Source organism: Micromonospora sp. NPDC005413 (assembly GCF_040606435.1).
Lineage (GTDB): Bacteria > Actinomycetota > Actinomycetes > Mycobacteriales > Micromonosporaceae > Micromonospora.
This window is the reverse complement of sequence record NZ_JBEXEV010000001.1, coordinates 613,107-637,923: the sequence shown is the minus strand read 5'-3', so window position 1 is coordinate 637,923 and position 24,817 is coordinate 613,107. Positions and strand designations below refer to the sequence as shown.

At 70.1% G+C, this 24,817-nt stretch carries 20 protein-coding genes; 7 read left to right on the top strand and 13 right to left on the bottom strand.

The window, feature by feature from the left end; genetic code table 11:
* Window positions 1-467 precede the first annotated feature (467 nt).
* Together ABZS37_RS02540 and ABZS37_RS02535 are read right to left on the bottom strand one after the other, a co-directional pair.
* Window positions 468-2,528 (bottom strand): cellulose binding domain-containing protein, encoded by a 2,061-nt coding sequence (locus ABZS37_RS02540; RefSeq protein ID WP_355165032.1) that lies wholly within the window; start codon window positions 2,526-2,528, stop codon window positions 468-470.
* Window positions 2,529-2,812: 284 nt separating this feature from the next.
* Window positions 2,813-3,730, bottom strand: a complete 918-nt coding sequence (locus tag ABZS37_RS02535; protein WP_355165031.1) for a zinc-binding dehydrogenase — start codon at window positions 3,728-3,730, stop codon at window positions 2,813-2,815.
* Window positions 3,731-3,995: 265 nt separating this feature from the next.
* Between ABZS37_RS02535 and ABZS37_RS02530 the strand changes: the two genes are divergently transcribed.
* Entirely contained in the window at window positions 3,996-4,649 is a 654-nt protein-coding gene (locus ABZS37_RS02530) for an ElyC/SanA/YdcF family protein (protein ID WP_355165030.1), read from the top strand.
* 7 nt (window positions 4,650-4,656) lie between these two features.
* Here ABZS37_RS02530 and ABZS37_RS02525 read toward each other — a convergent pair whose 3' ends face one another.
* The 4 genes from ABZS37_RS02525 to ABZS37_RS02510 are packed head-to-tail and all read right to left on the bottom strand — an operon-like array spanning window position 4,657 to window position 8,937.
* Window positions 4,657-5,703 (bottom strand): LacI family DNA-binding transcriptional regulator, encoded by a 1,047-nt coding sequence (locus ABZS37_RS02525; protein ID WP_355165029.1) that lies wholly within the window; start codon window positions 5,701-5,703, stop codon window positions 4,657-4,659.
* Window positions 5,704-5,757: 54 nt separating this feature from the next.
* Window positions 5,758-6,594 carry a carbohydrate ABC transporter permease gene (locus ABZS37_RS02520; protein WP_355165028.1) on the bottom strand — a complete coding sequence of 279 codons (837 nt, stop codon included), beginning with the start codon at window positions 6,592-6,594 and terminating at the stop codon, window positions 5,758-5,760.
* Window positions 6,591-7,589 (bottom strand): sugar ABC transporter permease, encoded by a 999-nt coding sequence (locus ABZS37_RS02515; protein ID WP_355165027.1) that lies wholly within the window; start codon window positions 7,587-7,589, stop codon window positions 6,591-6,593. Before ABZS37_RS02515 ends, ABZS37_RS02520 begins: the two co-directional genes overlap by 4 nt.
* A 52-nt stretch (window positions 7,590-7,641) precedes the next feature.
* Entirely contained in the window at window positions 7,642-8,937 is a 1,296-nt protein-coding gene (locus ABZS37_RS02510; RefSeq protein ID WP_355165026.1) for an extracellular solute-binding protein, read from the bottom strand.
* A 250-nt stretch (window positions 8,938-9,187) separates the two neighbouring features.
* Between ABZS37_RS02510 and ABZS37_RS02505 the strand changes: the two genes are divergently transcribed.
* The 5 genes from ABZS37_RS02505 (at window position 9,188) to ABZS37_RS02485 (ending at window position 15,085) form a co-directional block, all read left to right on the top strand.
* Window positions 9,188-10,813, top strand: coding sequence for a glycoside hydrolase family 43 protein (locus ABZS37_RS02505; protein ID WP_355165025.1), 1,626 nt, complete (start codon window positions 9,188-9,190; stop codon window positions 10,811-10,813).
* Between the two features lie 212 nt (window positions 10,814-11,025).
* On the top strand, window positions 11,026-12,234 hold the full coding sequence (locus ABZS37_RS02500; protein ID WP_355165024.1) for a chitosanase: 1,209 nt from the start codon (window positions 11,026-11,028) through the stop codon (window positions 12,232-12,234).
* 120 nt (window positions 12,235-12,354) lie between these two features.
* The gene (locus ABZS37_RS02495; protein ID WP_354992093.1) at window positions 12,355-12,747 is read left to right on the top strand and encodes a MerR family transcriptional regulator; all 393 of its coding nucleotides are present in this window, start codon (window positions 12,355-12,357) and stop codon (window positions 12,745-12,747) included.
* Window positions 12,717-13,064: a thioredoxin gene (trxA, locus tag ABZS37_RS02490; RefSeq protein ID WP_354992094.1), complete on the top strand. Its 348-nt coding sequence runs from the start codon at window positions 12,717-12,719 to the stop codon at window positions 13,062-13,064. The genes ABZS37_RS02495 and trxA overlap by 31 nt, the downstream gene beginning before the upstream one ends.
* Before the next feature lie 170 nt (window positions 13,065-13,234).
* Window positions 13,235-15,085 (top strand): ABC transporter ATP-binding protein, encoded by a 1,851-nt coding sequence (locus ABZS37_RS02485; protein WP_355165085.1) that lies wholly within the window; start codon window positions 13,235-13,237, stop codon window positions 15,083-15,085.
* Window positions 15,086-15,165: 80 nt separating this feature from the next.
* On the opposite strand, the gene ABZS37_RS02480 is transcribed toward ABZS37_RS02485, so the two are convergent.
* The 4 genes from ABZS37_RS02480 to ABZS37_RS02465 form a co-directional block, all read right to left on the bottom strand.
* Window positions 15,166-15,732, bottom strand: a complete 567-nt coding sequence (locus ABZS37_RS02480) for a PepSY domain-containing protein (protein ID WP_355165023.1) — start codon at window positions 15,730-15,732, stop codon at window positions 15,166-15,168.
* A 180-nt stretch (window positions 15,733-15,912) separates the two neighbouring features.
* Window positions 15,913-16,467 (bottom strand): DUF5872 domain-containing protein, encoded by a 555-nt coding sequence (locus ABZS37_RS02475; protein ID WP_355165022.1) that lies wholly within the window; start codon window positions 16,465-16,467, stop codon window positions 15,913-15,915.
* A gap of 28 nt (window positions 16,468-16,495) precedes the next feature.
* A complete protein-coding gene (locus tag ABZS37_RS02470; RefSeq protein WP_355165021.1) occupies window positions 16,496-17,785 on the bottom strand; it encodes a HAMP domain-containing sensor histidine kinase in 1,290 nt (429 codons plus the stop codon).
* A complete protein-coding gene (locus tag ABZS37_RS02465) occupies window positions 17,782-18,477 on the bottom strand; it encodes a response regulator transcription factor (protein WP_354992098.1) in 696 nt (231 codons plus the stop codon). The genes ABZS37_RS02470 and ABZS37_RS02465 overlap by 4 nt, the downstream gene beginning before the upstream one ends.
* Window positions 18,478-18,578: 101 nt before the next feature.
* Between ABZS37_RS02465 and ABZS37_RS02460 the strand changes: the two genes are divergently transcribed.
* Window positions 18,579-19,154 (top strand): septum formation initiator, encoded by a 576-nt coding sequence (locus ABZS37_RS02460; RefSeq protein WP_355165020.1) that lies wholly within the window; start codon window positions 18,579-18,581, stop codon window positions 19,152-19,154.
* On the opposite strand, the gene ABZS37_RS02455 is transcribed toward ABZS37_RS02460, so the two are convergent.
* From ABZS37_RS02455 to ABZS37_RS02445, 3 genes are all read right to left on the bottom strand, one after another.
* A complete protein-coding gene (locus tag ABZS37_RS02455) occupies window positions 19,151-20,224 on the bottom strand; it encodes a hypothetical protein (RefSeq protein ID WP_355165019.1) in 1,074 nt (357 codons plus the stop codon). The two genes, ABZS37_RS02460 and ABZS37_RS02455, sit on opposite strands and share 4 nt — an antisense overlap.
* A complete protein-coding gene (locus ABZS37_RS02450; protein ID WP_355165018.1) occupies window positions 20,221-20,568 on the bottom strand; it encodes a PadR family transcriptional regulator in 348 nt (115 codons plus the stop codon). Before ABZS37_RS02450 ends, ABZS37_RS02455 begins: the two co-directional genes overlap by 4 nt.
* 98 nt (window positions 20,569-20,666) lie before the next feature.
* Entirely contained in the window at window positions 20,667-24,602 is a 3,936-nt protein-coding gene (locus tag ABZS37_RS02445; RefSeq protein ID WP_355165017.1) for a ThuA domain-containing protein, read from the bottom strand.
* Between the last annotated feature and the right edge of the window lie 215 nt (window positions 24,603-24,817).

Genomic DNA, 24,817 nt, shown 5'->3' with positions numbered 1-24,817 from the left:
CACGCCGCCCGACCGGGGGCGGCAGTGAGGTTCGGGTCCTATGGAGCTGATGCCGTCAACGAATCAGACGATGAGGATCAGGTGAGCCGGTGAGCCGGTCGGGCGATTGGGGCGCGCGGGCGATTGGGGCGCGCGGGCGATTGGGACGCGCGGGCGATTGGGACGCGCGGGCGATTGGGACGCGCGGGCGATTGGATGATTCGTTTGCGACATCAGCTCCACAGCGTCGCAACCCAGGATGTCGCCCTCCCGGTGCGTGGGCGAATATGCCCAGGCCGACGCACACAGCCCACCACTCCGTCCAGCGCGCGGTGGGCCGCGCTCGACCCGGCCGTCTGCGTGCGGGCCGGTCGACCTTCCCTTGACGAGCGTGATGCCTGTGAGTCATCACAATGACTCACAGGCATCACAGACCTCGGCGAGTACCTCAGGGTCCAGCCCAAGCTGGCCGGAGCACGGCGGTGACGTCAGCCGGTCGCGCAGACGGTGCCGTTCAGGCTGAACGCGGTGGGCAGCACGTTCGGGCCGCTGTACGCGCCGACGAAGCCGGCGCTCACGCTGCCGCCGGCGGCGATCTGCCGGTTGTCATCGGTGGGGGTGACCCGCACGGCGGTGCCGACCTGTTCCCAGGTGGCGCTCCAGCCGCTGCTGACCTGCTGCCAGCCGGTGGGCCAGGTCCAGGTGAGGGTCCAGCCGTTGATCGGGCTCGTCCGGTTGTTGGTGATCTCGACACCGCCGATGTAGCCGTTGCCCCAGTCGCTGTTGGTGGTGAAGCGGACGGTGCACGCGCTGGCGGCAGGGCCACCGGTGGCGAAGGTGAGCGGCGGTGACGACCAGGACACTCGGCCGGCGGTGTCCCGGGCCAGCACGTTGACGGTGTACCTGCTGCCCGGCACGAGGTTGCCGACCGCGAACGAGGTGGTCGTCGTCTCCCCCAACTGCTCGCTGACCGCACCGTTCTGCCGGTACACCTCGTACTTGGCGATCGGGCTCCCGCCCGGGGTGGCGGCCGGCCAGGAGATCGTCGCGGTGCGGTCGGTGACGCCGCTGGCGGCGGGCTGGCCCGGTGCCGCGGGCCGTCCGGCGGTCGCGCCGGACGGGCGCAGCACGAGCGTGGTCAACGAGTACGCCGGCAGCGTCCGGCTGGTGGCGGTGCCGGACTGGCTGGTGGCGATGCCGGTGGCGCCGTTGGTGAGGGTGGACACCGTCGGCGCGGCGGCCGACGGGGTGAACCCGGCGTAGTCGATGGTGACCGGGTGCGCGGTGACCGGATCCTTGTTCACCAGGAGCACCGCGAGGTCCCCGTTGCCCCGGCGGACGGCGTGCGCGGTGACCAGTGGCTCGTCGGTGCCGGCGCGGACGAACTGGTCGCCGGCCTTGGCGAACAACTTCATCATGGTCAGCCCGTGGTACGGGGCGAACGGCGTGTTCAGCGGCGGCTCGCACACCGAGCCGTCCTCGGTGCAGGTGCCGCTGGAGAGCATGCCGAAGTCGCCGTAGTCGGTCTGGCCCGCCACCTCCGACACGGTGCCGAGCCCGTTGTGCACGTTCCACCACTGGACGGTGAAGACGCCGCTCTCCAGCAGCCCGCTGTAGACGTCGGCCAGGAAGAGCGCCGCCGGCTGGGTGGTCCGGCCCGCGTCGACGTTCAGCTCGGTGAAGCTGATGCCGATGCGGTCGGCGTTCGCGCCGGCGTACCGACTGAGTTGCTGCCGCAGCAGGTAGGTGGCGTCCGGGAGATGGTTGACGCGGGCCAGCGACTCGGCGGCGGTGCCACCCGGGTACCAGTGCACGTCCACGAAGTCGATCTTCGGGCCGGCGATGGAGAGCACGGTCTGGTTCCACGGGCCAGGATCGCTGCCGGCGGTGATCCCGTCCGGCCAGTTGCCGGGCATGGTCAGCACCGCGCCGACCTTGATGCTCGGGTCGACCGCCTTCATGGCGTCGGCGTACTCGACGACCAGCCGCGCGTACTGGCTCGCGCTCTTGTCCGGGTGATCATCCGCCTCCCACGCCGACCCGTAGTGCCCGTTGCCGTAGTTCTCATTGCCGACCGTCCAGTACCGCGCGCCGTAGCCCTTCGTCACGTTGGCGTACCGCACCCAGTCGGCGGCCTCGGCCGGCGTGCCGGTGCCGTAGTTCGCAATGATCATCGGTTGCGCGCCGACCCGCCGGACCCCGGCCATGAAGGTGTCGAAATCGGTATTGGGGGCGACGTAACCGCCGGGCGCGGTGTGGTCCTTCCAGTGGTAGATGTCGGCGTACGAGCCGCCGGGGTAGCGCATCATCTGCACACCGGCGTCGCGCAGCAGGTCGGATGTCTCGGTGGTGCCCAGGTTCGTGTCCCAGATGGCGTGGTTGACGCCTAGCGCGGTGCTGGGCACGGTCGCCATTCCCGCGCGGGCGTTGACGGTCACGGCGACCGGATCGGGCGCGGCGCTGGCGGTCGGGGGATTGACGCCGGATAGTGCGGTCGCGGCGAGCAGCAGGCTCGCCAGGAGTGCCGCGCGGCTTTTCGGTTTACGCATGAGCTGGGTTCCTTCACGCAGATGAGTCGCCCAGCCGGTCGGGGTGCGGCGCGGCGGTGGGCGGACTCGTGGACGGATGGCTCTCGTTGGTCCATCACTCGTGTCACCGTCCCCCGGAGTCCGTGCTGGATCCCGGCTGCCCATTGGACGGTCGTCAGCCCCGCGCGCGCGGCATGTCATCGACGGCCAAGAATGTCACGGTCGAAACGACAATCTCAAGGGGTACGCCACGCCACCCGGGACACATGTCTCCGGCGTGTGCGGAATGACCCGTCGACAACGGGTCAGGGAATCAGCAGCCCCTTGCCCGGGACTGAGCGGGCTTCCATCGCACGGTGAGCTTCGGCTGCGGCGGACAACGGATACTCACGTGCGATCACCGGACGCATCCGTCCTTCCGCGGCGCTTGCCAGGGCCTTACCCGCGAGCCGCACCATCTCCGGCGCCTCGAACTGCACATCGGTGATGCCCCGCAGCACGATGCCGCGGGCCTTCACGGCCTGTTCGTCCACTCTGGCAAAGTCGCCACTCGCCGCTCCATGGGTCGACACGTGCGCACCGTCCGCAACCAGGTGGAAGGCTTCGGTGCCGAGCTCGCCTCCGACGCCGTCCAGCAGCACATCGACTGGCAGGCCGCCGAAGGCGTCGCGTACGGAGTCGGTCCATCCGTCCTCGGCGTAGTCCACCGCGGCGTCGGCGCCCAGCTGCCGTACCAGCGCGAGCTTGGCCTCACCCCGCGCCGCCCCCACGACCTGTGCACCGAAGGAATGTGCGAGCTGGACCAGCAGCGTTCCCATGCCGCCCGCGGCTCCCAGGATCAGCACTCGGTCGCCGGGCTTGACGCTGGCGTGCTCGATGATCCCGGTGCCGGTCACGCCGTCGTGCGCAAGACCCGCGGCCTTTCGCAGATCCAGTCGTTCTGGGACCGGCACCAGCCGGTCGACACCAGCGCGGACCAACTCGGCGTAGGAACCGTGCGTCCCGGCGCCGGCAACGACCCGGCGGCCGAGCCAGGACGGCGAGACGCCCGGACCGGTAGAGACCACCGTTCCGGCGGCTGCGCCGCCCGGTACATACGGCGGGACGACTCCGAACATCGTGCCCCAGCCACTGCGGATCTGGGTCTCCAGGTAGATGGTGTCAATTGCCTCGGCCCGTACGACGACCTCCCCTTCTCCGGCTCGCGGGTCTGGCAGGTCCACCGGGACCAGAACCTCAGGACCCCCATACTCGGAAACCTGTATCGCACGCACGCGTCTGCCCCCAACTCAGCCGTGGCCCAGCGTTCGGGTCTGCCGTGATAACTGGTGTCGGCGACGCTACGACGTGAACATTGGTTGAAGTCAAGTGTGGAGACGATGATGATCTACCCCGGACCGGTCGTCGGGAGCGCAGCCGGAATAGTCTCGCGGGATGCGGGGACGATTCGGTGCGGCCAGGCGATGGTACGGCGGGCACCGGCGGTTCATGCGCCGCACGCTCCTCGCGATGATGGTCGGTGCGGTGCTGCTGACCGGCGGCACGGTGGCCAGCGTGGTGTGGATCCGTGCTGCGGCGGACGAGCACATCTACAGCGAGGCAGTCGTACCGGAGGCGCCGGTCGCCCTGGTGCTGGGGACCAAGGTGGACGCGGACGGCAGCCCGTCACCGTTCCTCGCGGCCCGGTTGGAGATCGCGCGACGGCTCTTCGTGGCCGGCAAGGTGCGGGCGATCCTGGTGTCCGGCGACAACATGAACGCGGACTACGACGAGCCCACCGCAATGCTGAGCTGGCTCGTCGACCGGGGCGTGCCGGCGCGGAAGGTGGTGCTGGACTACGCCGGTTTCGACACGTACGACTCGTGCGCGCGGGCTGAGCGGATCTTCGGAGTGCGACGCGCGACGGTCGTGACCCAGTCGTTTCACCTCCCCCGCGCCGTGGCACTGTGCAGGCGCCTCGGCATCGACGCCAGCGGAGTGGGCGACGAGACCGCGAGGCGTTACGCCCAGACGTGGCGGGTCAGCTCGTCCCGCGAGAACGGTGCCTGCCTGAAGGCGGCGCTGGACCTGCTCTCCGGTCGGGACCCGGCGCACCTCGGCCGCCGGGAGACGGGCGTCGACGACGCTCTCCGTGACGCGTGAACGGCGGTCACGACCGTGGCCGCCCAGGCGGCGACGGTCGCGGTGGCGGTGCGGCGCTGTCGCGGACGATGAGCTCGGTGGCGAGCTCGACTCGAGGGCTTTCGGTCTTCTCGCCGCCGGCGAGGCGCAGTACGGTCCGTGCGGCCAGCATGCCCATCTCGGCCAGGGGTTGACGGACGGTGGTCAGCGGCGGGGAGCACCACCGGACCTCGGGCAGGTCGTCGAAGCCGACCACGCTGATGTCGTCAGGCACCCGTAGGCCGCGCTTGCGAACCGCCTCGTAGACGCCGAGTGCCATCTGGTCGCTGGAGGCGAAGATGGCGGTGGGCGGGTCGGGCAGGCCCAGCAGCTGCGTACCCGCGGTGAAACCGGACTCGTGGTAGAAGTTGCCCGGGCGGATGAGGGTGTCGTCGACGGGGATGTCGGCCGCGCCGAGGGCGGCCCGGTAACCGTCCATCCGGGCCCGGCTGCACATCAGGTGCGGCGGCCCGGCGATAAAGCCGATGCGACGGTGGCCGAGGCTGATCAGGTACTGGTTGGCGCTCAGGCTGCCGGCCCAGTTGGTGGCCCCGATGGTGGGTGACTCCTGCGGGTCGACCCCGGCGGGATCGATGATGACCACCGGCAGGTGGAGTCGGCGCAGCTCGGCCTGCAAGGGTGGGTTCACCATCGAGGTCACGAAGATGACGCCCTCGGTGGAGCGGGTGAGCATGTTGTCGAGCCACTGCTTGGCCGAGGAGATGCGCCAGTGAATGGCCGACACGACGGTGCCGACGCCGCTGGTCTGGCCGACGTCCTCCACCCCACGGATGATCTCCACAGCCCACGGGCTGTCCAGGTCGTTGAAGACCAGATCGATGAGGGCGGCGTCGGTACGCCGTGCCGGTGACCGGCGGCGGTAGCCGTGCCGGTTGAGCAGCGCCTCGACGCGTTCCCTGGTGTCGGGGGCGACGTCGGAGCGGCCGTTGATGACCCGGGAGACCGTGGGCACGGAGACACCGGCCAGCCGCGCGATCATGGCGATGGTGACGTTTCGGCCGTTCTCCGAGCCCACGGTCAGCCCCTTCGTCTGGCTGGAAGCTTCAGGTCTGCTCGCAGTGGTGCGGGGTCATCCCTTGACGCTGCCGGTCAGGCCGCCGATGAGCTGGCGTTCGGCCACGGCGTAGAAGCCCAGGGCGGGAAGCATGGACAGCACGACGTAGGCGAGCACCCGTGCGGTGTCGTCGGCGTACTGGCCCTGGAAGGCCTGGACCCCGACGGGGAGGGTCCACCAGCTCTGGTCGCTGAAGACGACCAGCGGCAGCATGAAGTTGTTCCAGCTGGTCACGATCGCCAGTACGGAGACGGTGGCCAGGGCGGGACGGGCCATCGGCAGCAGGACCCGCCAGAAGAACCCGAAGGAGCCGCACCCGTCGAGGACCGCGGCCTCCTCGACCTCGGCGGGGATGGTTCGGAAGAACTGCCGCAGGATGATGATGGTGATCGGCAGCCCGAAGGCGGCCTGGGGCAGGATGACGCCGAGCGGGTTGTCCAGCAGACCCACGCTCCGCAGCAGGACGAACAACGGCAGGATGGCCACCGCGAACGGGAACATCAGGCCGATCGCGAACAGGGTGACCAGGAACTCGCGGCCCCGGAACGCGTAGCGCGCGAAGACGAACGCCGCCATCGCCGCCGAGCCGACGACGATGAGGGTGCTGCTCACGGCGATGAGCAGACTGTTGCCGAGCTGCCGCCAGAACGTCCCGGTGCCCAGGATGTCGAGGTAGTTCGGCACCCAGGGGTCGGGCCAGCCCAGCGGGTTGGTGGACAGCTGTCCGTTGTCCTTGAAGCCGCCGAGCACCCCGAACCAGACCGGTACGACGATCAGCGCGCCGACGGCGATGCAGACGAGGTGCAGGACGACACTGCGGGTCCGCTGGGCGCGGTTCACCGTGCCGCTCATCGCTGGCCTCCCTGGTTGGTGATCGCGCCCGCGGTGTCACGGCGCAGAACGATGCGCTGGTAGAACAGTGCGAAGACGAGGCTCAGCAGGAACATGATGATGCTGATCGCGCTGGCGTAGCCGACCTCGAAGCGGCGGAAGCCGTACTGGTACATCGTGACGGCCAGGGTCTCCGAGGAGTGGACCGGGCCGCCGCCGGTGAGCACCCAGACCATGTCGAACAGTTGGATGGTGCCGATGACCGACAGGAACACGCTGATGCGGATCGTCGGCCCGAGCAGAGGCAGCGTGACGTGCCGGAACGCCTGCCAGGCGGTGGCGCCGTCGGTGACCGCGGCCTCGGACAGCTCCTTGGGGATGCCCTGGCGAGCGGCCAGGAACAGCATCATGTAGAGGCCGAAGTACTTCCAGGACACCACCAGGAAGACGGCGAACAGCACCGTGTCCGGGTCAGCGAAGATCGTGCCCGCGTCGGCGCCCAACCACTGGGCGACCCCCTCGCCCAGGCCCCGGTTGGGTGAGAACACCAGCGTGAACAGGACGGCCGTGGTGACCTCGGAGAGGACGTACGGTGCGAAGAAGATCAGCCGGTAGGCGGCCCGGCCCCGCAGCGGCTGGTTGAGGAGCATGGCCAGGGCCAGCGCGGCGGGCAGCTGCACGGCCAGGGACAGCACCACCAGCAGGAGCCCGCGCCACAGGTCGCCGCGGAAGGTCGGGTCGCTGAAGGCACGGGTGTAGTTGTCCAACCCGACGAAGTTCTCCGGCAGCCCGAAGCCGTTCCACTTGTAGAAGCTGGCGTAGCCGGCCACCACGATGGGTGCGACGACCAGCAGCAGGAACAGCGCCAGGGCAGGCGCCAGAAAGACAGCGAGGACGCTGCCCCGGCCGGGCCGGGGCTGGCGGCCGCGCTGTCGCGCGGTGCCCTGCCCCGGTGCCGGCGGGTCGGTCGCCGTGTCGCCGCGCCTGATGTCCGACACGGTCGATGGCCTGGTCATGCCTGCTCCACTCGGGTTCTACGGCCGGCTACGGATGGATGGGTGGTCACGATCAGACGGTCTTTGCCACCTGCGTGATGTCCTTGACGATCGCCGCGGGCTGCTTGTTGCCGGCGATCAGTTCGGCCACGCTGTCGTTGATCTGCTGCCCGAGTGCCGGCGCGTACGCCTGGTCGAGGTAGAGCTGGAAGCCGGTGTTCTTGGCCAGGGTCTCCGCGACGACCTTGTTGTTGGCGTCGCTGATGGCCGAGGTGGCCTCCTTCACCGTGGGCAGCACCGCGCCAGTCTCGGCGGACCGGCGCTGGTTCGCGGCGCTGAGCAGGAACTTCAGGAAGTCGATGGTGGCCGCCGGCGCGTCCTTGCCGACGGCGAAGCCGTTGCCGCCGCCGAAGACCTCGGTCGAGGAGCCCTTACCGCCGTCCACGGCGGGGAACGGGAAGAAGCCGAGCTTGTCGCCGAGGCCCTTCTTGCTGGTGGAGGCGGACGCCTGCACCGCCGGTGCCCACTGCCCCATCAGTTCCATGCCGGCCCCGCCGTTGCCCATTGTGGCGGCCTGGCCGTCGGGCGAGCCGAATTCCGCGCCGAGGAAGCCCTTCTGGAACGGCTGCAGGTCGACGAGTTCCTTGAGCCGTTCGCCAGCGGCGACGAGGTCGGGGGTGTCGAAGTTCTTGTCGTCGACGGCCTTCTGCAGCGCGTCGACGCCGCCGATGCGCATGGCCAGGTACGACCAGTAGAAGTGGGCCGGCCACTTGTCCTTGCCGGCCAGGGCGACCGGGGTGATCCCGGCGCTCTTGAGCTTGCGGACCGCGTCGAGCAGGCCGGCCCAGGTGGTGGGTGGGGTGGTGATGCCGGCGCGGATGAAGAGATCCTTGTTGTACCAGAAGCCGACCATGCCGATGTCGAACGGGATGCCGTAGACCTTGCCGTCGATCGTGTACGGCTTCATGGCGGCGGGCAGGATGCCGTCGACCAACGACTTCACGTCGTCGGTGAGGTCCTTGACCAGGCCCGCGTCGACCTGCTGCTTGAGCACGCCGCCGCCCCAGGACTGGAAGAGGTCAGGCGGGTCGCCGGCCTGGGTGGCGGTGGTGAGCTTGGCCTTGAACGCCTCGTTCTCCAGCGGCTGGATGGTGAACGTGACGTTGCTGTGTGCGGTCTTGTACTCGTTGGCCATCGCCGCCCACACGGGCAGCATCGGTTCGGTGTTCTGGATGTGCCACCAGTTGATGGTCTGCGGGGCGTTCGGGTCGCTGGACTCTTCGTCGCCGCTGCAGGCGCTGAGCAGATAGGCGCCTGCGCCTGCGCCGGCGAGACCGAGCAGCGTTCGGCGGGAAAGGTGCGTCGTCATGATCCATCCCTTCGGGGACTCACGGGGTGCTCGGACGCCGGTCGAGCCGGCAATGGTGCGAACATGGATCTCCGGAACTTTCATTGCTTCGCCGGTATTACCGATCGATGGCCGGCACGCTACGAGCTGTTGCCGCAACGGTCAAGACCTCTGTCCTATTGCGAAAAGACCGGCTAGCGTAGTCAGGACTTCCGGTGATCCTGGACCGCAAGTTTCCGGAAGTTCCAGACCGCCGCCCAGAGGAGCCCCCGTGTCGACCGACATCGCTGACGTGGTGACCGCTGCCCGGTCGATCCGCAATCCCGTCCTCGCCGGGTTCCACCCGGATCCGTCGATCCTGCGCGTCGGCGATGACTACTACCTGGCCACCTCGACCTTCGAGTGGTATCCGGGTGTGCGTGTGCACCATTCGCGTGATCTCGTGAACTGGCGCACCCTGGGCGGGATCATCACCGACCGCCGCCTGCTCGATCTGCGCGGCTGCGGTGACTCCAACGGGGTGTGGGCGCCCGACCTGACGTACCAGGACGGCGAGTTCCACCTCGTCTACAGCGATGTGGCCAGCTTCGCCAGCGGCTACTGGGACCCGCAGAACTTCCTGGTCACCGCTCCCGACATCGCCGGGCCCTGGTCTGATCCGGTGAAACTGCACGGGCGCGGTTTCGACGCCGCGCTGTTCCACGACGACGACGGCACCAGTTGGCTGCTGAGCATGAGCGCCGACTGGCGACCCGGTCGGGACCGCTTCGGCGGCATCGAGATCCAGCAGTACGACCGGGCCGCGCGCCGTCTCGTCGGCCGGCCCCGCATCCTGTTCACCGGCACGTCGGTCGGGGTCACCGAGGGTCCGCACCTGTACCGCCACGACGGCTGGTACTGGCTGATCACCGCCGAGGGCGGCACCAGCTGGGAGCACCAGGTCACCGTGGCGCGGTCCCGGGAGTTGTTCGGGCCGTACGAGGTGGACCCGGACGGGCCGCTGCTCAGCTCCGTCGGCCGCCCCGACCTGCGCTTGCAGAAGGCCGGTCACGGCAGCCTGGTCCGCACCCCCGACGGCGGGTGGTACCTGGCCCACCTGGTCGGCCGCCCCTACTCACCGCTGGGCAACTGCGTGCTGGGCCGGGAAACCGCGATCCAGCGGGTCGAGTGGCCGTCGGGTGGCTGGCCCCGGATCGCCGGAGGGGTGCCAGCAGAGGAGGTCGTCGCGCCCGACCTGCCCGCGCACCCGTGGCCGGCGGAGCCCGACACCGACCACTTCGACGCCCCCGAGCTGAGTCTGTGCTGGTCGACGCTGCGCCGGCCGGCCACCGCGGACTGGATCGACCTGCACACCCGCCCGTCGCACCTGCGGGTCCACGGCGGGCAGTCACCGGTCGGTCGACAGGCCCCCAGCCTGGTCGGGCGACGCGTCGGCGCGACGCACTGCTCCCTGGAGACCGTGGTGGAGTTCGACCCGGTCGACCACCGTCAGCTCGCCGGGATCACCGCCTACTACAACACCCTCAACTGGCACCACCTCTACCTGACTCGCGCCGACGACGGGCGGACGGTGCTGGAGTTGCTCAGCTCCGACAACGGGCGACGCACCCCGTACCCGGATCTGACCGTCGACGTCAGTGGCATAACCCGGGTGGGCCTGCGGGCCGTGTTCGACGGGCCGGTGGTGCGCTTCGACTACGACCTCGGCGCCGGTTGGCAGGGGCTCCCCGTCGACCTGGACGCGACCATCCTGTCCGACGAGCACGCCGCACTGATCATCGACGGCGAGCCGGCGGCGTGGGGCTTCACCGGGGCGTTCCTCGGCCTGTGGGTGCAGGACCTCGGCGGCGACGGTGTGCACGCCGACTTCGACCTGGCCACCTACCGGGAGCACTGACACACGGGCGGCACCCGACCCAGTCGGGTGCCGCCCGCCAACAACGAGATGAACAGGCTCCGTCACGCCCTGCGGTCGTCGATTGACGGTGCATCGACGTACTGGTATCTGTTAATACAGTTTCCTGATGCTCGCGGTGCCCGCCGGGGCCGAACCGCCGCGCCGGGCCACCGACCGGCCGGCGGCCCGCCGCCCCTTCCCCGAGGAACACCATGGTTCGCAAGAGAACAGCCGCCTACGTCGTCGGCGCCCTGCTGATCGGCGTCGCGGCGGTCGGCTACGGCCTGCCGTCGGCGAGCGCCGCGACCGCCGGCCCGATCACCGGCCTCGGCGGCAAGTGCATCGACGTCGCCGGTGCCAACCCGGCCAACGGCACGCCGGTCCAGCTCTACGACTGCAACGGCAGCGCGGCCCAGACGTGGACGGTCGGCAACACCGACACCTCGGTCCGGGCACTCGGCAAGTGCCTCGATGTCACGGCCGCGTCGACCACCGACGGTGCCAAGGTGCAGCTGTACGACTGCAACAACACCGGCGCCCAGAAGTGGACCGCCAGCAACGGCGCGCTCGTCAACACCGGCTCGGGCAAGTGCCTCGACGTCACGGACCGGAACACGGCCAACGGCGCCCGGTTGCAGATCTGGGCCTGCTCGGGCACCACCAACCAGCGATGGACCCTGCCCGGCGGCGGCACCGGCACCCCCACGCCCACCACCCCGGCCGGGACCAACCTCGACGACCCGGCGAAGAAGGACGTCGCCATGCAGATCGTCTCGGCCGCGGAGAACTCCTCGCTCGACTGGCGTGCGCAGTTCTCCTACATCGAGGACATCGGCGACGGGCGCGGCTACACCGCCGGCATCATCGGCTTCTGCTCCGGCACCGGCGACATGCTCGAACTGGTCGAGGCGTACACCCGCACCAAGCCCGGCAACGTGCTCGCCGCGTACCTGCCGGCGCTGCGTGCCGTCAACGGCACCCCCTCGCACGCCGGTCTCGACCCCAACTTCCCGCGCGACTGGCGGGCCGCGGCCACCGACTCGGTGTTCCGGGCCGCGCAGGAGGCCGAGCGGGACCGGGTCTACTTCAACCCGTCGGTACGCGACGGCAAGAACGACCAGGTCCGGGCACTCGGACAGTTCGCCTACTACGACGCGGCGGTCATGCACGGGTACGAGGGCATGCGCCAGATCCGCAGCCGCGCCCTCGCTCGGGCGAAGCCCCCGGCTCAGGGCGGTGACGAGCGGACCTGGCTCAACGCGTTCCTCGACGAGCGGGTCATCGAGATGCGCAAGGAGGCGGCCCACTCGGACACGTCCCGTGTCGACACCGCCCAGCGGGTGTTCCTCAACAACGGGAACTTCAACCTGAACACGCCGCTGGTGTTCGCCGTCTACGGCGACCAGTTCCGCATCGGCTAGGTTCTCCGGTTCACCCGGATGCTCAGGGCGTCGCCTCGTCGGCGGCGCCCTGAGCGCATCTTGCCTTGACGCCAGCGACAAGGTTTAACCTGGTCGCGACGGCTGATCGAGGAGGTCGGAATGCTGATCGGCGAGCTGGCCGAGCGGGCCGGCACGAGCACGCGAACCCTGCGCTACTACGAGGCGCACGGGTTGGTGCAGGCGCAGCGCTCCACCAACGGCTACCGCGTCTACGAGGAGGCCGAGCTTCGGGTCGTCCGCGAGATCCGGACACTGCTCGACGTTGGCTTCGGCCTCGACGATGTCCGCCCGTTCGTCGCGTGCCTCCGGGCCGGCAACTCGTCCGGCGGCGTCTGCCCGGACTCGGTGCTGGTGCTGCGACGCAAGCTCGCTGAGGTCGACGCCTACATCGACCGGCTCGGCGCCGTACGGCAGCAGCTCAACGCCCAACTCACCCACGCCATCGCGCACCGGGAGGAAACATGCCCCAGGAAACGGCAATCGGCTCTCTGATCACCGTCACCGACGACACATTCGCCGAGCTGGTGCTGGCCAGCGAACGACCCGTCGTGGTCGACTTCTGGGCCGAGTGGTGCCCGCCCTGCAAAATGATCGAGAAGAGCCTCGCCGAGTTGGCGCGGGAGTTCGGCGACCGGATGGTCGTGGCCAAGCTCAACTCCGACGAAAACCCGCAGGCCACTCGGCGCTACAGCGTCATGTCCCTGCCGACGTTGCTGGTGTTCCGCCAAGGCGAGGTCGTCGGCTCGATCGTGGGGTCCAGGCCGAAGACGCACCTACGGCAGAGCCTGACCACGTACGCCGGCCTGTAACGCTCAGCGGCGGTCGGGCTCCTCCCGGGGCCCGGCCGGTCGTCCTGCGTCCTCGACGCCTGTGCCTCCGCGCGCCGCTTGACCTCAAGCTCGGGTGAGGTCCTAACCTCCGGTATCGGAGGTACTGAATGAGCATGGAATTTGCCGCGTGGACATCGCTACACCACACGATGAACGCGCAGGACGAACGACCACTGTCCCGGGCCACCTTGAAGCGCATCGCGCAGTTCGCGCAACCGCACCGCGCTTTGATCATGAGATTCCTGCTGTTGAGCGTGGTGACAGCGGCTCTCACGGTCGCGGCGCCCGTACTCGCCGGCCGGGTGGTCGATGCGATCGTCGACGGCGCCGACAGCAGCGTCGTGATCCGGTTGGCAGTGCTGATCGCCGTGATCGCCCTGGCCGAAGCCGGCCTGGGTCTGGTGACGCGATTCCTTTCCGCGAGCATCGGTGAAGGGCTGATCGTCCAACTGCGGACCGCGGTCTTCGACCACGTTCAGCGCATGCCGGTGGCGTTCTTCACCCGGACCCGCACGGGCGCGCTGGTCAGCCGTTTGAACAACGACGTGATCGGCGCGCAGCGGGCCTTCAGCGACACCCTGTCGGGTGTCGTCGGCAACGCCGTGACGCTGATCCTGACATTGGCCGTGATGCTCACCTTCTCCTGGCAGATCACGCTGCTGGCGCTCGTCCTGCTGCCCATCTTCGTCCTCCCGGCCCGGCGGATGGGGTCGAGGCTCGCCCAGCTGCAGCGTGAGGCGGCCGAGCACAACGCGGCCATGAGTACCCGGATGACCGAACGCTTCTCCGCACCCGGCGCCACACTGGTCAAGCTGTACGGGCGTCCGGCCGAGGAGTCGGCCGAGTTCGCGGCGCGGGCACGACGGGTACGCGACATCGGCATCCGCGCCGCCATGCTCCAGTGGGTCTTCATCACCGCGCTCACCGTCGTTGGCTCGCTGGCGCTGGCACTGGTCTACGGGCTGGGCGGTCTCTACGCCCTCCGGGGCAGCCTCGACGCCGGGACCGTGGTCGCCCTCGCGCTGCTCCTGTCGCGTCTCTACGCACCGTTGACATCGCTGGCCAGTGCCCGAGTCGAGGTGATGAGCGCGCTGGTGAGCTTCGAGCGGGTGTTCGAGGTCCTCGACCTCACGCCGCTGATCCTCGACAGGTCCGACGCCCGCCCCCTTCCCGACGGGCCGGTCGCGGTGGAGTTCGACGGGGTACGGTTCGGCTACCCCTCAGCAGACAAGGTGTCGCTCGCGTCCCTGGAGGATGTGGCGAAGCTCGATACGCGCGGCGGCGACGAGGTGCTGCACGGCGTGTCGTTCCGCGCCGAAGCGGGGCAGATGGTCGCCCTCGTCGGCTCCTCCGGTGCGGGCAAGTCGACGATCGCGCAACTCGTGCCACGCCTGTACGACGTCGAGGACGGCGCGGTGAGGCTCGCCGACATCGACGTACGCGATCTGTCGGCCGAGTCGATCCGGGCCTCGCTGGGCGTGGTGACCCAGGACGGGCACCTCTTTCACGAGAGCATCCGCGCCAACCTGGCGTTCGCTCAGCCGGACGCGACCGAGGACGAGATGTGGGATGTGCTCGGGCGGGCCCGGCTCGACGGCCTGATCCGCTCACTTTCGGATGGGCTCGACACCGTCGTCGGCGAACGCGGATACCGTCTGTCGGGCGGGGAACGGCAACGGCTCACCATCGCGCGGCTGCTGCTGGCCCGGCCGCGCGTGGTCATCCTCGACGAGGCCACCGCGCATCTAGACTCCACGTCGGAGGCGGCGGTTCAGGACGCTCTCGCCGAAGCCCTGACGGGCCGGACGAGCGTGGTCATCGCGCACCGGCTCTCCACCATCCGGGCGGCCGATCAGATCCTCGTCGTGGAAGAAGGACGCATCGTCGAACGCGGGCGACACAGTGACCTGCTCGCCGCTGGCGGCCGTTACCACGAGTTGTACCGCACACAGTTCGACCAGGAGCAGCCGACGGTCCAGGAGCAACGCGTCGCCATCTGACCGCCCTCCCCCGCCCTGCGCGGACTCGCTGTCGCCGCCCGCCGCGGGTGATCCCCGTGACGGGCGGCGGCATGGCAGGGTCAGTCGTCGTCGTCGGACCTGTCGTCGTCATCGTCGTCATCGTCATCGTCGGACTGGTCGTCGTCGGCCTGGTCGTCATCGTCGTCGTCGACCGGCTCCTGCTCGGCCTTGACCACCGAGCCGTTGTCCCGATCGACGTCCACCTCGTGCTCGGTGTCGCCGGCGACGATCTCGACGCTCCACACCGGGCGGCCGTTCTCCTGCTCGGCCTCGACCTCGACGATCCGGCCGCCACCCGCCTTGGCGAGCGCGATCTCACCGGCGCGCTGCTCGTCGACCGCGCTGCCCGCCGTCGAGCTGTCGGCCGACGGCGTACCAGCCGACGGGGAGCCAGCCGACGGCGTACCCGATGGGGTGCCGCTCGACGGCGTAGCGCTGGTGCCCGGCGCGGGGGTGGTGGCGCTGTCGTCCGGCGCGTTCGTGGCCGTCGGGGCGGCGGTTGCCGCCACGAGTGCCGTGCCGCCGGCCCGCGAGTCGTTCGCGGCGGTGACGCCGAGCGCGACCCCGGCCACCGCCAGCACCGCCGAACCGCCGACCGTCGCCAGAAGCAGATTGTTGCGCTTCATCGTGGTGTCCACCTTTCCTCGGTTGTCGACTCCGAGGATCGGTCGAATCGGGATAGCACCGCGCTGCACCGATGCTAAGGCGGGGTTAAATCGGCGCTTCCGTGTGAATATTGGACAGTTTCCGTCAGCTCGGCGCGGTTGCCGGGGCGGCAACGCCCCGGGCGGGCAGTCGAGGGCTGGTTAGCCGCGCCGGTTGAGTTCCGCCTCGAGCCGCTGGACGAGCGTCTTGCGGTCCTTGCCTGCGTGCTCGTTACGCAGCGCGGTCTTGAGCTGTCGCTTGTCGAGACCACGGACCAGCTTGGCGGCCTCGGCGACCGACATCTCCGACATCCGGCCGGCCGTGGTGGCATCTCGCCGCGCCCGTTTGGCCGGCCCGGTGTTGGCGACGTACTGCTTGCCGGATCGGGACGCTTCACGCTTCTTGGTGTCGGTCGCGCGCTTCTGGCTGTCCGACATCTCGGCCCAGGCCCGCTTGGGCAGGTAACGACTCGTCGTGTCGCCCTTGCGCGCACGAGTGTCGCCCTCTTTCGTCTGCCACTTCTCGTTGCCCCACCGCTGGAGAGACTTCTGCCGTTCGTCCTTTTCGCCCAGGAATCCCCCTCCGCGCTTCTTGTACTCCTGAGTGAGCAGCTGCGACTTGCGCGCCGACCACTGCCCCGGCCTGCCGCCCTTGTCCGAAGCCTTGATCTCTTCCTTGATCTGCTCTCTGAGCTCGGGTTTCGTATACCGCGCCATAGCTCGCAGCTACCCGGGGCAGCAGCGCCTATGCCTCCCGCTGCGGCGTCGGTGGACCGAGCCGGAGCAGCACCTGTGCCCCACCGCCGGGACCGGTCCGCACCTCCAGGCGACCGCCGCCGGCCTGCGCAGCGCGCCGGGCGATGTCCAGGCCGAGGCCTGTCGACCCGGCCGCGCTGGCCCCCCGCCGGACCGCACCGACCGGCATGCCGGGGCCTTCGTCGGCGACGGTGAGGAGCACCTCCCCCGCGTCGCGGGCGAGCCGGACGGCGAACGGCGTCCCGTCGGGGGTGTGCGCGAAGACGTTGCCGAGCAGGGCGTCCACGGCCGCCGTCAGGTCGTCGGCGGGCACACCGACGGGAAGAGGGCCGGGAGCCAGGTCGAGCGTGACGGCACGGCCGGTGTCCTCGGCCAGCACCGACCAGAACGCGACCCGGTCGGCGACGATCGCCGCCGCGTCCGAGGCGACCGTTCCCGCCGTCGGTGAGCGACGCCACCGGGCCTGCCGGATCAACCCGGTGACCGCCCGTTCGAGCCCGTCTGCGGCGGCGGTGATCCGGGCGGCGTCGTCCGGGTCACGCAGCGACTCCGCCTCCAGCCGCAGTGCCGTCAGCGGCGTACGCAACTGGTGCGACAGGTCGGCGACCTGCTCGCGCTCCTGCACGAGGAGCACCTGGATGCGGGTGGCGAGGTGGTTGAGCGCGCCGGCCACCTCGCGCAGCTCCGCCGGGCCGGCTGGCGTGACCCGGGCGTCCAGCTCGGCGTTGGCCAGCCGGTGCGAGACGGCGGAGAGGTCGCTGATCGGCCGGACCAGGGTGCGCGCCAGCCGGTCGGCGACCAGCAGCCCGATCAGCACGAGGATCACGCCGAGCAGCGCCAGCACCAACCAGGCCCGGGTGACCCCGGCGGTCAGCTCGTGCTGTGGCACCGCGATCCGGATCACCCCGGTGCCGTCCGCCCGACCCTGCACGGCGATCACCACCTCCCGGCCGGCCGCCGACTCCCCGGTGAGGCTCTGCCCACGCGCGGCCAGAGCCACCGCGGGCGTACGGGGTGTCTGCGCGCCGAGCACCGTCCCGTCCGGCAGGAAGACGCTCACCGGTCGCCCCGACTCCGCGGCGAGCTGCTCGACGGTGAGCCGGATGGTCGTCGCGTCGGCGGTGCCTACCACCGGCACCAGGCTCTGCGCGTCGGCGGTGGCCCGAACGGTGGCCCGGTCCTCGGCGACGGTGCGAACCAGCAGCGCCAGCGGCACCAGGAACGCGATCAGGGTGAGCACGCTGACCGCGGCGACCAGCAACGCGAGCCGGGCCCTCACGGTTGCGCCGCCGGCGCCTCGAGACGCACCCCGACACCGCGCACGGTGTGCAGGAAGCGGGGCTGCAGGGCGCTCTCCCCCAACTTGCGGCGCAACCAGGACAGGTGCACGTCGACGGTCTTGTCGGCGCCGCCGTACGGAATCTGCCAGACCTCGGTGAGCAGCTCACGTTTGGTGACCACCTGGCCGGGCCGGCCGGCGAGGTGGTGCAGCAGGTCGAACTCACGGGGCGTCAGCTCGACCGCGACCCCGTCCAGGGTGACCTGTCGGGCTCGGGGGTCGACGCGCAACCCGCCGACGACGAGCGCCGGGTCCTGCGCGTCCGCACCGGCGGGGCCTCGCCGCAGCACCGCCCGGACGCGGGCGTCGAGCTGTGCCGCGGTGAACGGCTTGACCACGTAGTCGTCGGCGCCCGCGTCGAGCACCCGGACGATCTCAGTTTCGTCGTCACGCGCGGTGGCCACGATGACCGGCACGGAGCTGACCGCGCGCAGCATCCGCAGCAACTCGCGCCCGTCCAGGTCGGGCAGGCCCAGGTCGAGCACGACGAGGTCGGGCCGATCCTCCAGGGCGTCGCGGAGCCCGGCCATCGCGGTCGAGGCAGCGGCCACCGCATGACCGCGTTCCCGCAACGCCCGGATCAGCGGGGTACGGATGGTCAGGTCATCCTCGATGAGCAGCAGGCGGGCCACGCTGGCAGGCTAACCGCTGCGGCTGGCAGTACGGCGCGCGTTAACCGTGCCTTAGCGTCCGGATGTGTCGACGACAACGTCGGATCGGGGATAGTCAGGGGATGGGCCGTCGTTCGATCCTCGTCGCCAGCGGTTGGGTGGCCACCGCTGCCGTGGCGACCCTGATCGGGTTGGGCGCGATCCGGCTGGTGGGCGAGAGCATCACGGGCACCCCAGGCGGGGTGCGCAGCGAGGCGGAGATCGAACGGGCGCTCGCCTCGCCGGAGCCGGTGCCCACCGGCACGACGGGCACCGCCTCGGCCGGGCCAGGCACGACAGGCACGACCTCGGCCGGGCCAGGCACGACAGGCACGACCTCGGCCGGGCCAGGCACGACCTCGGCCGGGCCAGGCACGACAGGCACGGCCTCAGCCGGGCCGGGCACGACGGGCGTCGCGCCGAGCGCCAGCTCCGGGGTCCGCCGGGGGTTCGCCACCGACGGTGGCACGGCCGTCGCCGAGTGCAGTGCCGATGGTGTACGCCTCGTCTCCTGGGCGCCCGCCCAGGGCTACCGGGTCCACGACGTGGACCGAGGCCCGGACGACGACGTCGAGGTCACGTTCGAGGGGTCGACCCACAAGTACGAGTTGAAGGTGCGCTGCATCGGCTCGGAGCCGGTGGCCGTCGCCGACGACTAACCCACCGGCTGCTCGCGGTCCGCGGCCCGACCGAGGGCAACCATGCGCAGCGTCTCCTCTCGACGACGGACGAGCAGGGCCCCGGCCAGGAACGTCACCGGTGGGATGAACACCAGCATCGCCCACTGCGCGGGCACCAGGGGGATGACGTGGCCCATGTGCATGGTGGAGGTCGCCCAGCCGGCAAGGGCGCTGTCGATCACCAGGGCGAGCGCGGCCACCGGCAGGAGCATGACGACGATCCGCCGGCGTACCTCCGGAGTGAGCGTGACCACCGCGACCACCATGGCCAACGCGGCGGCCGCCAGGCCCGCGACATAGAGCCAGAGGACCAGCTCGCTGCCCGCCTCGATGCCGTAGAGGACCTGGTAGGACGCCCCGTTGACCGGGTCGAACGTGGGACTGGTCACCCGGTTCGTCACCAACAGCGCGACCATCGCGGCCGGCGCGAGCAGCAGCACCAGCAACCGGCGTACGCCCAGCAGCGCGACCACCCGACGACGCGGCGCGGGCACAGTGAGCGCGGCGGCAGCCACCACGGCGAGGGCGAACTGCGGCAGCGTGTCCACCACGTACGTCAGATTGTCGCTGGCTTGCGGGGCGACCAGCCAACCCCAGCCGAGCACGCCTGCCCAGGCCAGGCCGGCGGCCACCCAGCGCCACCCGACCAGCACCGCCGCGCAGACACCCGCCCAGCCGGCCACCCGCAGCCACTCGACGAGGTCCGGGCCGCTCGGCTCGTACCCGGGCGGCAGACTCGGGTTGTGGATGAGCTGGTTGAGCAGTGACTTTCCGGCCAGGGAGAGCAGGACGAGCCCGACCAGCAGGCCGGTCACCGTCGCCGCGTCCGCCCAGGTCGACTCGGTGAACCCCCGTGCGCCCACCCGCAGCCGAGCCCGCAGGCCGGCGCTGACCAGATTCCGCACGTCACTGGCGGCGGGTCGCCGTTGGCCCGGCCGCGCGCCGGCGAGAAGCACGGCAAGCATCTCGTCCTCGTACGCCCGGCGGTGCTCCCACGGATAGACGGCCAGCAGCCGCCGGTAGCGGCGCTCCAGATCGACGCTGCTCACGCAGCACCCCCATCGGTCAGCAGGCCGCCGCGGCGCAGCCGCACGCGAGCCGCGTCGGCGTTGTGTCGTAGGCGGGCCGCCTCTTCGGCGAGCCGGCGCGCGCCGAGCGCGGTAAGTCGGTAGTAGCGACGCAGACGCGACTGCACCACCTCTTCGCGCTCGACCTCGATGAGGCCGTCGACGCGGAGCCGGTCGAGAACGGCGTAGAGGGTGCCAGCGCGTAGGCGCACCCGGTTGTCGGAGATGCGCAGCACGTCCTCGATGACGGCGTACCCGTGCTTGGGTGCCTCAGCCAGCGCGGTGAGCACCAGAAACGTCGGTTCCCGAAGTGGACTCTCGGCCATACGCAGCAGCATATACCGACAGCCGGTATATGCAATATGGATCGCAGCCGAGCGTGCCCGGCACGGAAATCCGTGCCGGGCACGTCAGTGGTGGTGGTTCAGCTGGTGTACGCCTCCACCTCCCAGAGCGAGTGACCGTATCCGGTGCCCCGAGCGGTGCCGTAGATCCGCAGGTACCGACCGTTGGCACCGAGCGCGGTGTGCTCGTCCACCCCGCCGTCAGCGCCGGTCACCGTCTTCACGGTGGCCCAGGTGGTGCCGTCGTTCGAGGTCTGGATCTGGTACGCGCTGCTGTACGCCGCCTCCCAGCTCAGCTTGACCCGACCGATCACGGTGGGGCTGCCGAGGTCGACCCGGATCCACTGCGGGTCGGAGAACGTGCTCGACCAGCGGGTGGTGAGGCTGCCGTCCACCGCCTGGGCACCGGACACGTCGGCCCCCTCGTTGCTGGACGTCAGCGTCGGCTTGTTCAACAGCAGGTTGGTGCCCGGCCCGGTCGGGCCACCGGTGTTGCCGTACACCTCGAACTCGAACAGCGAGTAGCCCCAGGCGGTGCCCCGGGTGGTGCCGAGGAGCCGGACGTACCGGCCGGAGCCGGTGAGCCCGGTCAGGTCGTCCACACCGCCGTCGCCGCCGGTCACCGTCCGGACCGTGGTGAAGGTGACCCCGTCCGGCGAGGTCTGGATCTGGTACCCACTGCCGTACGCGGCCTCCCAGGTCAGCTTGACCCGGTTGATGGCGTACGTGGCACCGAGGTCCACGTCGATCCACTGCGGATCGCTGAACGCGCTGCCCCAGCGCGTGCCGGCCACGCCGTCGAACGCGTTCGCCGCCGTGAAGGCCCCCTCGAAGCTGGACGCCCGCGCCGGCTTGCCCTGGGCCAGATTGCCCCCCGGGTTGGGATCCGGGTCAGGTCCCGGGCCGCCGGGGCTGGTGGAGAGGGTGAACTCGTCGATGTCGAACCACGGACCGGCGCCCTTGAAGACCAGGAACAGGGTCCGGGTGCCGGTCGGGGCGGTGACCCCACCGGTGACCGTGGCGAAATTGGCGTACCCGCCGGTCGGCACCACGGTGGCCGAGCCGACCAGCGGCCCGGTGGGTGAATCGACCCGCAGCTCCAGTGTGCCGCCACCGCCGGCCGGGGCGCCGACCCGGGCGCTGAACGACTGGACGCCGGTCAGGTTGTAGGGGCGGAACGAGATCCAGTCGTTGTTGTCGACGTAACCGACCGCCGCGCCGCCGTGCCCGGCTGCCCCGGCGACGATCTGGACGCCGGACGAGTCACCGAAGTGCTCGGCCTGGCGCACCCGCGGTTGCAGGACGGCCTGGGTGTGCGTGGTCAGCGGCGGCTGGCCGCCCCCGCCCAGGTCGGTGTACTCGGCGTCGATGATGCCGAAGATGTTCGCCGCCGAGTCGTGCTCGCCGTCGGCCGAGGTCTGGATGACCCCGGAACAGCCCTGCACGCTGCCGAGCTGGTGACCGTGCGAGTCGTGCCCGAGGACGTAGTTCACCTTGACCCGGGCACAGTTGATCGCACCGTCCTGGGCGTCGGTGACGGTGACGGAGAACGGCACCGCGTCCCCGAAGTTGAAGGTCTGCCCGTTCAACGGGGTGTTCACGGTGACCACCGGGGCGCTGTTGCCGACCGTGACGACCACGCTCGCGGTGGCCGTCTTGCCGGTGGTGTCCCGGACCGTGAGCGTCGGGCTGCGGGTGCCATTGGTGGTGTACGTGAAGGTCGGGTTCGCGGCGGTCGAGTCGGTGGTGCCGTTGTTGTCGAAGTCCCAGGCGTAGGTGAACGGGTCACCGTCCGGGTCGAGGGTGCCGGCCGAGGAGAAGGCCACGGTCAGCGGTGCCGTGCCGCTGGTCGGGGTGGCTGACACCACCGCGACCGGTGCCCTGCCCTCACGGGCGTACTCGATGCGGTAGAGCGCCGAGTTGGCGTCGCCGTTGAACCAGCCGGTGCCGTAGTCGAGCACGTAGAGCGCGCCGTCCGGCCCGAACTCCATGTCCATGACCTGGGTGCCGGTCCACGGGAACGGGTTGATCTTCAGCGGTTGGCCGGCCGGGTCGAGCTTGATGTTCTTGATCCAGCGGCGGCCGAACTCACCGGCGAAGTAGGTCCCGTCGTAGTACTCGGGGAACGCCACCGGCGAGGTGTTGTTCGGGTCGTACCGGTAGACCGGGCCGCCCATCGGGGACAGGCCGCCGCCGGTGAACTCCGGCGGCGAGCCGGAGCCGCCGTACGGCAGCCACGCCGAGACGGCCGGCGGCAGCTGGGTGATGCCGGTGTTGTTGGGCGAATTGTTGACCGGCCCGCCCGCGCAGTTGAACTTCGGCCCGGACGGCCCGGACGGGAAGGTGTAGTCGTTGTACGCGTCGTTGCGGGCGGTGCAGTACGGCCACCCGTAGAAGCCGGGCCGGTCGATGCGGGCGAACTCGACGTTGCCCGCGGGTCCCCGGTTCGGGTCGGCGGTGCCCGCATCGGGACCGTAGTCACCGAGGTAGACGATGCCGGTGGCCTTGTCCACGCTCATCCGGAACGGGTTGCGGAAGCCCATCGCGTAGACCTCGGGGCGGGTCCGGGCGGTGCCCGGTGCGAACATGTTGCCGGCCGGGATGGTGTAGCCGCCCGCGGCGCTCGGCTTGATCCTGAGCACCTTGCCGCGCAGGTCGTTGCTGTTGGCTGACGTGCGCTGCGCGTCGAAGGCCGGGTTGCGCCCGGCCCGCTCGTCGATGGGGGTGAAACCGGCCGAGTCGAACGGGTTGGTGTCGTCACCGGTGGACAGGTAGAGGTTGCCGGCCGCGTCGAAGTCCATGTCACCGCCGACGTGGCAGCACATGCCCCGGCTGGTCGGCACGTTCAGGATCAGCGTCTCGCTGGCCAGGTTGATGGTGTTGTCCGCGTTCACGGTGAACCGGGCCAGCCGGTTGACGCCATCCCAGACGGCGAAGTCGGCCGGGGTGCCGGTGGCCGGGGCACCGCCGCCGGGGGTGCTCAGTGGTGGCGCGAAGTACGCGTACACCCAGCGGTTGGTGGCGAAGTTCGGGTCGGCCTTGATGCCCTGCAGGCCCTCCTCGTCGCCGGTGTAGACCGGCAGAGTCGCGGCGATCTTGGTGTTGCCGGCGGCGTCGGTGTGCCGGATCACGCCATTGCGGGAGGTGTGCAACACGCCCCGGTCCGGCAGGACGGTGAGGCTCATCGGCTCACCGGTCTCGGCCGCGCCCTTGGCCAGCTCCACCTGCTGGAAGCTGCTGTTGACGGTGGGACCGCAGTCGGCCTCGGCCGCACCCGCCGCGGTCCTGATGCCGCCGAGCAGATGCTGACGGAAGTTCGCCTCGGTGTACGACGCGTCGGTGTGGCCCAGGCCCGTGTACCAGGATCGGCCGCCGGAGTAGTTCTGGCACCAGGAGATCGGGTGGTCGGCCCCCATGCTCCCGCCGGTGTAGGTGCTCTCGTCCAGCGTGGCCAGCACGTGCACGTTGCCCCGGGGATTGATGCGGTAGTTGTACAGCTCGTCGAACCGGCTCCACCGCTGCGGCAGCGTCGCGGTGGACGGGTGCACCTGGTCGGCGACCTTGACGGTGACGGTCTGCTCGGCCGGGTGCGAGGCGAAGTACGCCCCGACCAGCCCGCCGTACCAGGGCCAGTCGTATTCGGTGTCGGAGGCGGCGTGCACGCCCACGTACCCGCCGCCGCCCTGGATGTAGCGCTCGAAGGCGGCCTGCTGGGCGGCGTTGAGCACGTCACCGGTGGTGGACAGCCAGATCACCGCGGCGAACCGGTCGAGGTTGGCGTCGGTGAACTGGGCCGCGTCCTCGGTGGCCTCGACGGTGAAGCCGTTGGCGGCGCCGAGTTGCTGGATGGCGGTGATGCCCGGGGTGATGGCTCCGTGTCGGAAGCCGGCGGTCTTGCTGAAGACCAGCACGGAGAACGGTGCGGCGCTGGCCGTGGGTGGCACGGCGACGATGCCGCCCGCCACGAGGATCGCGCTCAGCGCGACGCCGAGCCACGATCTCAGGGATCTGCGCACGATAGGTCCTTTCGCGGTGCGAGGACGGCGTGCGCCGATCACGCCTAGCGGTGGTGGGACGAGACATGCGAATGCATCGTTGCGTTCGGATCACCGCTGCGTCAAGCGCTCTCCCACTATCCGTGAGAGCGTTATCTCCGCAGGTCAGGGGCGACTGTGGCGGGCGAGATCAAATAACGGTTTTCGGGCCGCGATCCGCGCCTGGAGGGCCTGAT

Coding starts and splice junctions, on each gene's coding strand:
- ABZS37_RS02495 (WP_354992093.1), top strand. CDS start 12,355: ATGCTGATCGGCGAGCTGGCCGAGCGGGCCGGCACGAGCACGCGAACC.
- ABZS37_RS02450 (WP_355165018.1), bottom strand. CDS start 20,568: ATGGCCGAGAGTCCACTTCGGGAACCGACGTTTCTGGTGCTCACCGCG.
- ABZS37_RS02515 (WP_355165027.1), bottom strand. CDS start 7,589: ATGACCAGGCCATCGACCGTGTCGGACATCAGGCGCGGCGACACGGCG.
- ABZS37_RS02520 (WP_355165028.1), bottom strand. CDS start 6,594: ATGAGCGGCACGGTGAACCGCGCCCAGCGGACCCGCAGTGTCGTCCTG.
- ABZS37_RS02530 (WP_355165030.1), top strand. CDS start 3,996: ATGCGCCGCACGCTCCTCGCGATGATGGTCGGTGCGGTGCTGCTGACC.
- trxA (WP_354992094.1), top strand. CDS start 12,717: ATGCCCCAGGAAACGGCAATCGGCTCTCTGATCACCGTCACCGACGAC.
- ABZS37_RS02485 (WP_355165085.1), top strand. CDS start 13,235: ATGAACGCGCAGGACGAACGACCACTGTCCCGGGCCACCTTGAAGCGC.
- ABZS37_RS02540 (WP_355165032.1), bottom strand. CDS start 2,528: ATGCGTAAACCGAAAAGCCGCGCGGCACTCCTGGCGAGCCTGCTGCTC.
- ABZS37_RS02475 (WP_355165022.1), bottom strand. CDS start 16,467: ATGGCGCGGTATACGAAACCCGAGCTCAGAGAGCAGATCAAGGAAGAG.
- ABZS37_RS02480 (WP_355165023.1), bottom strand. CDS start 15,732: ATGAAGCGCAACAATCTGCTTCTGGCGACGGTCGGCGGTTCGGCGGTG.
- ABZS37_RS02510 (WP_355165026.1), bottom strand. CDS start 8,937: ATGACGACGCACCTTTCCCGCCGAACGCTGCTCGGTCTCGCCGGCGCA.
- ABZS37_RS02500 (WP_355165024.1), top strand. CDS start 11,026: ATGGTTCGCAAGAGAACAGCCGCCTACGTCGTCGGCGCCCTGCTGATC.
- ABZS37_RS02460 (WP_355165020.1), top strand. CDS start 18,579: ATGGGCCGTCGTTCGATCCTCGTCGCCAGCGGTTGGGTGGCCACCGCT.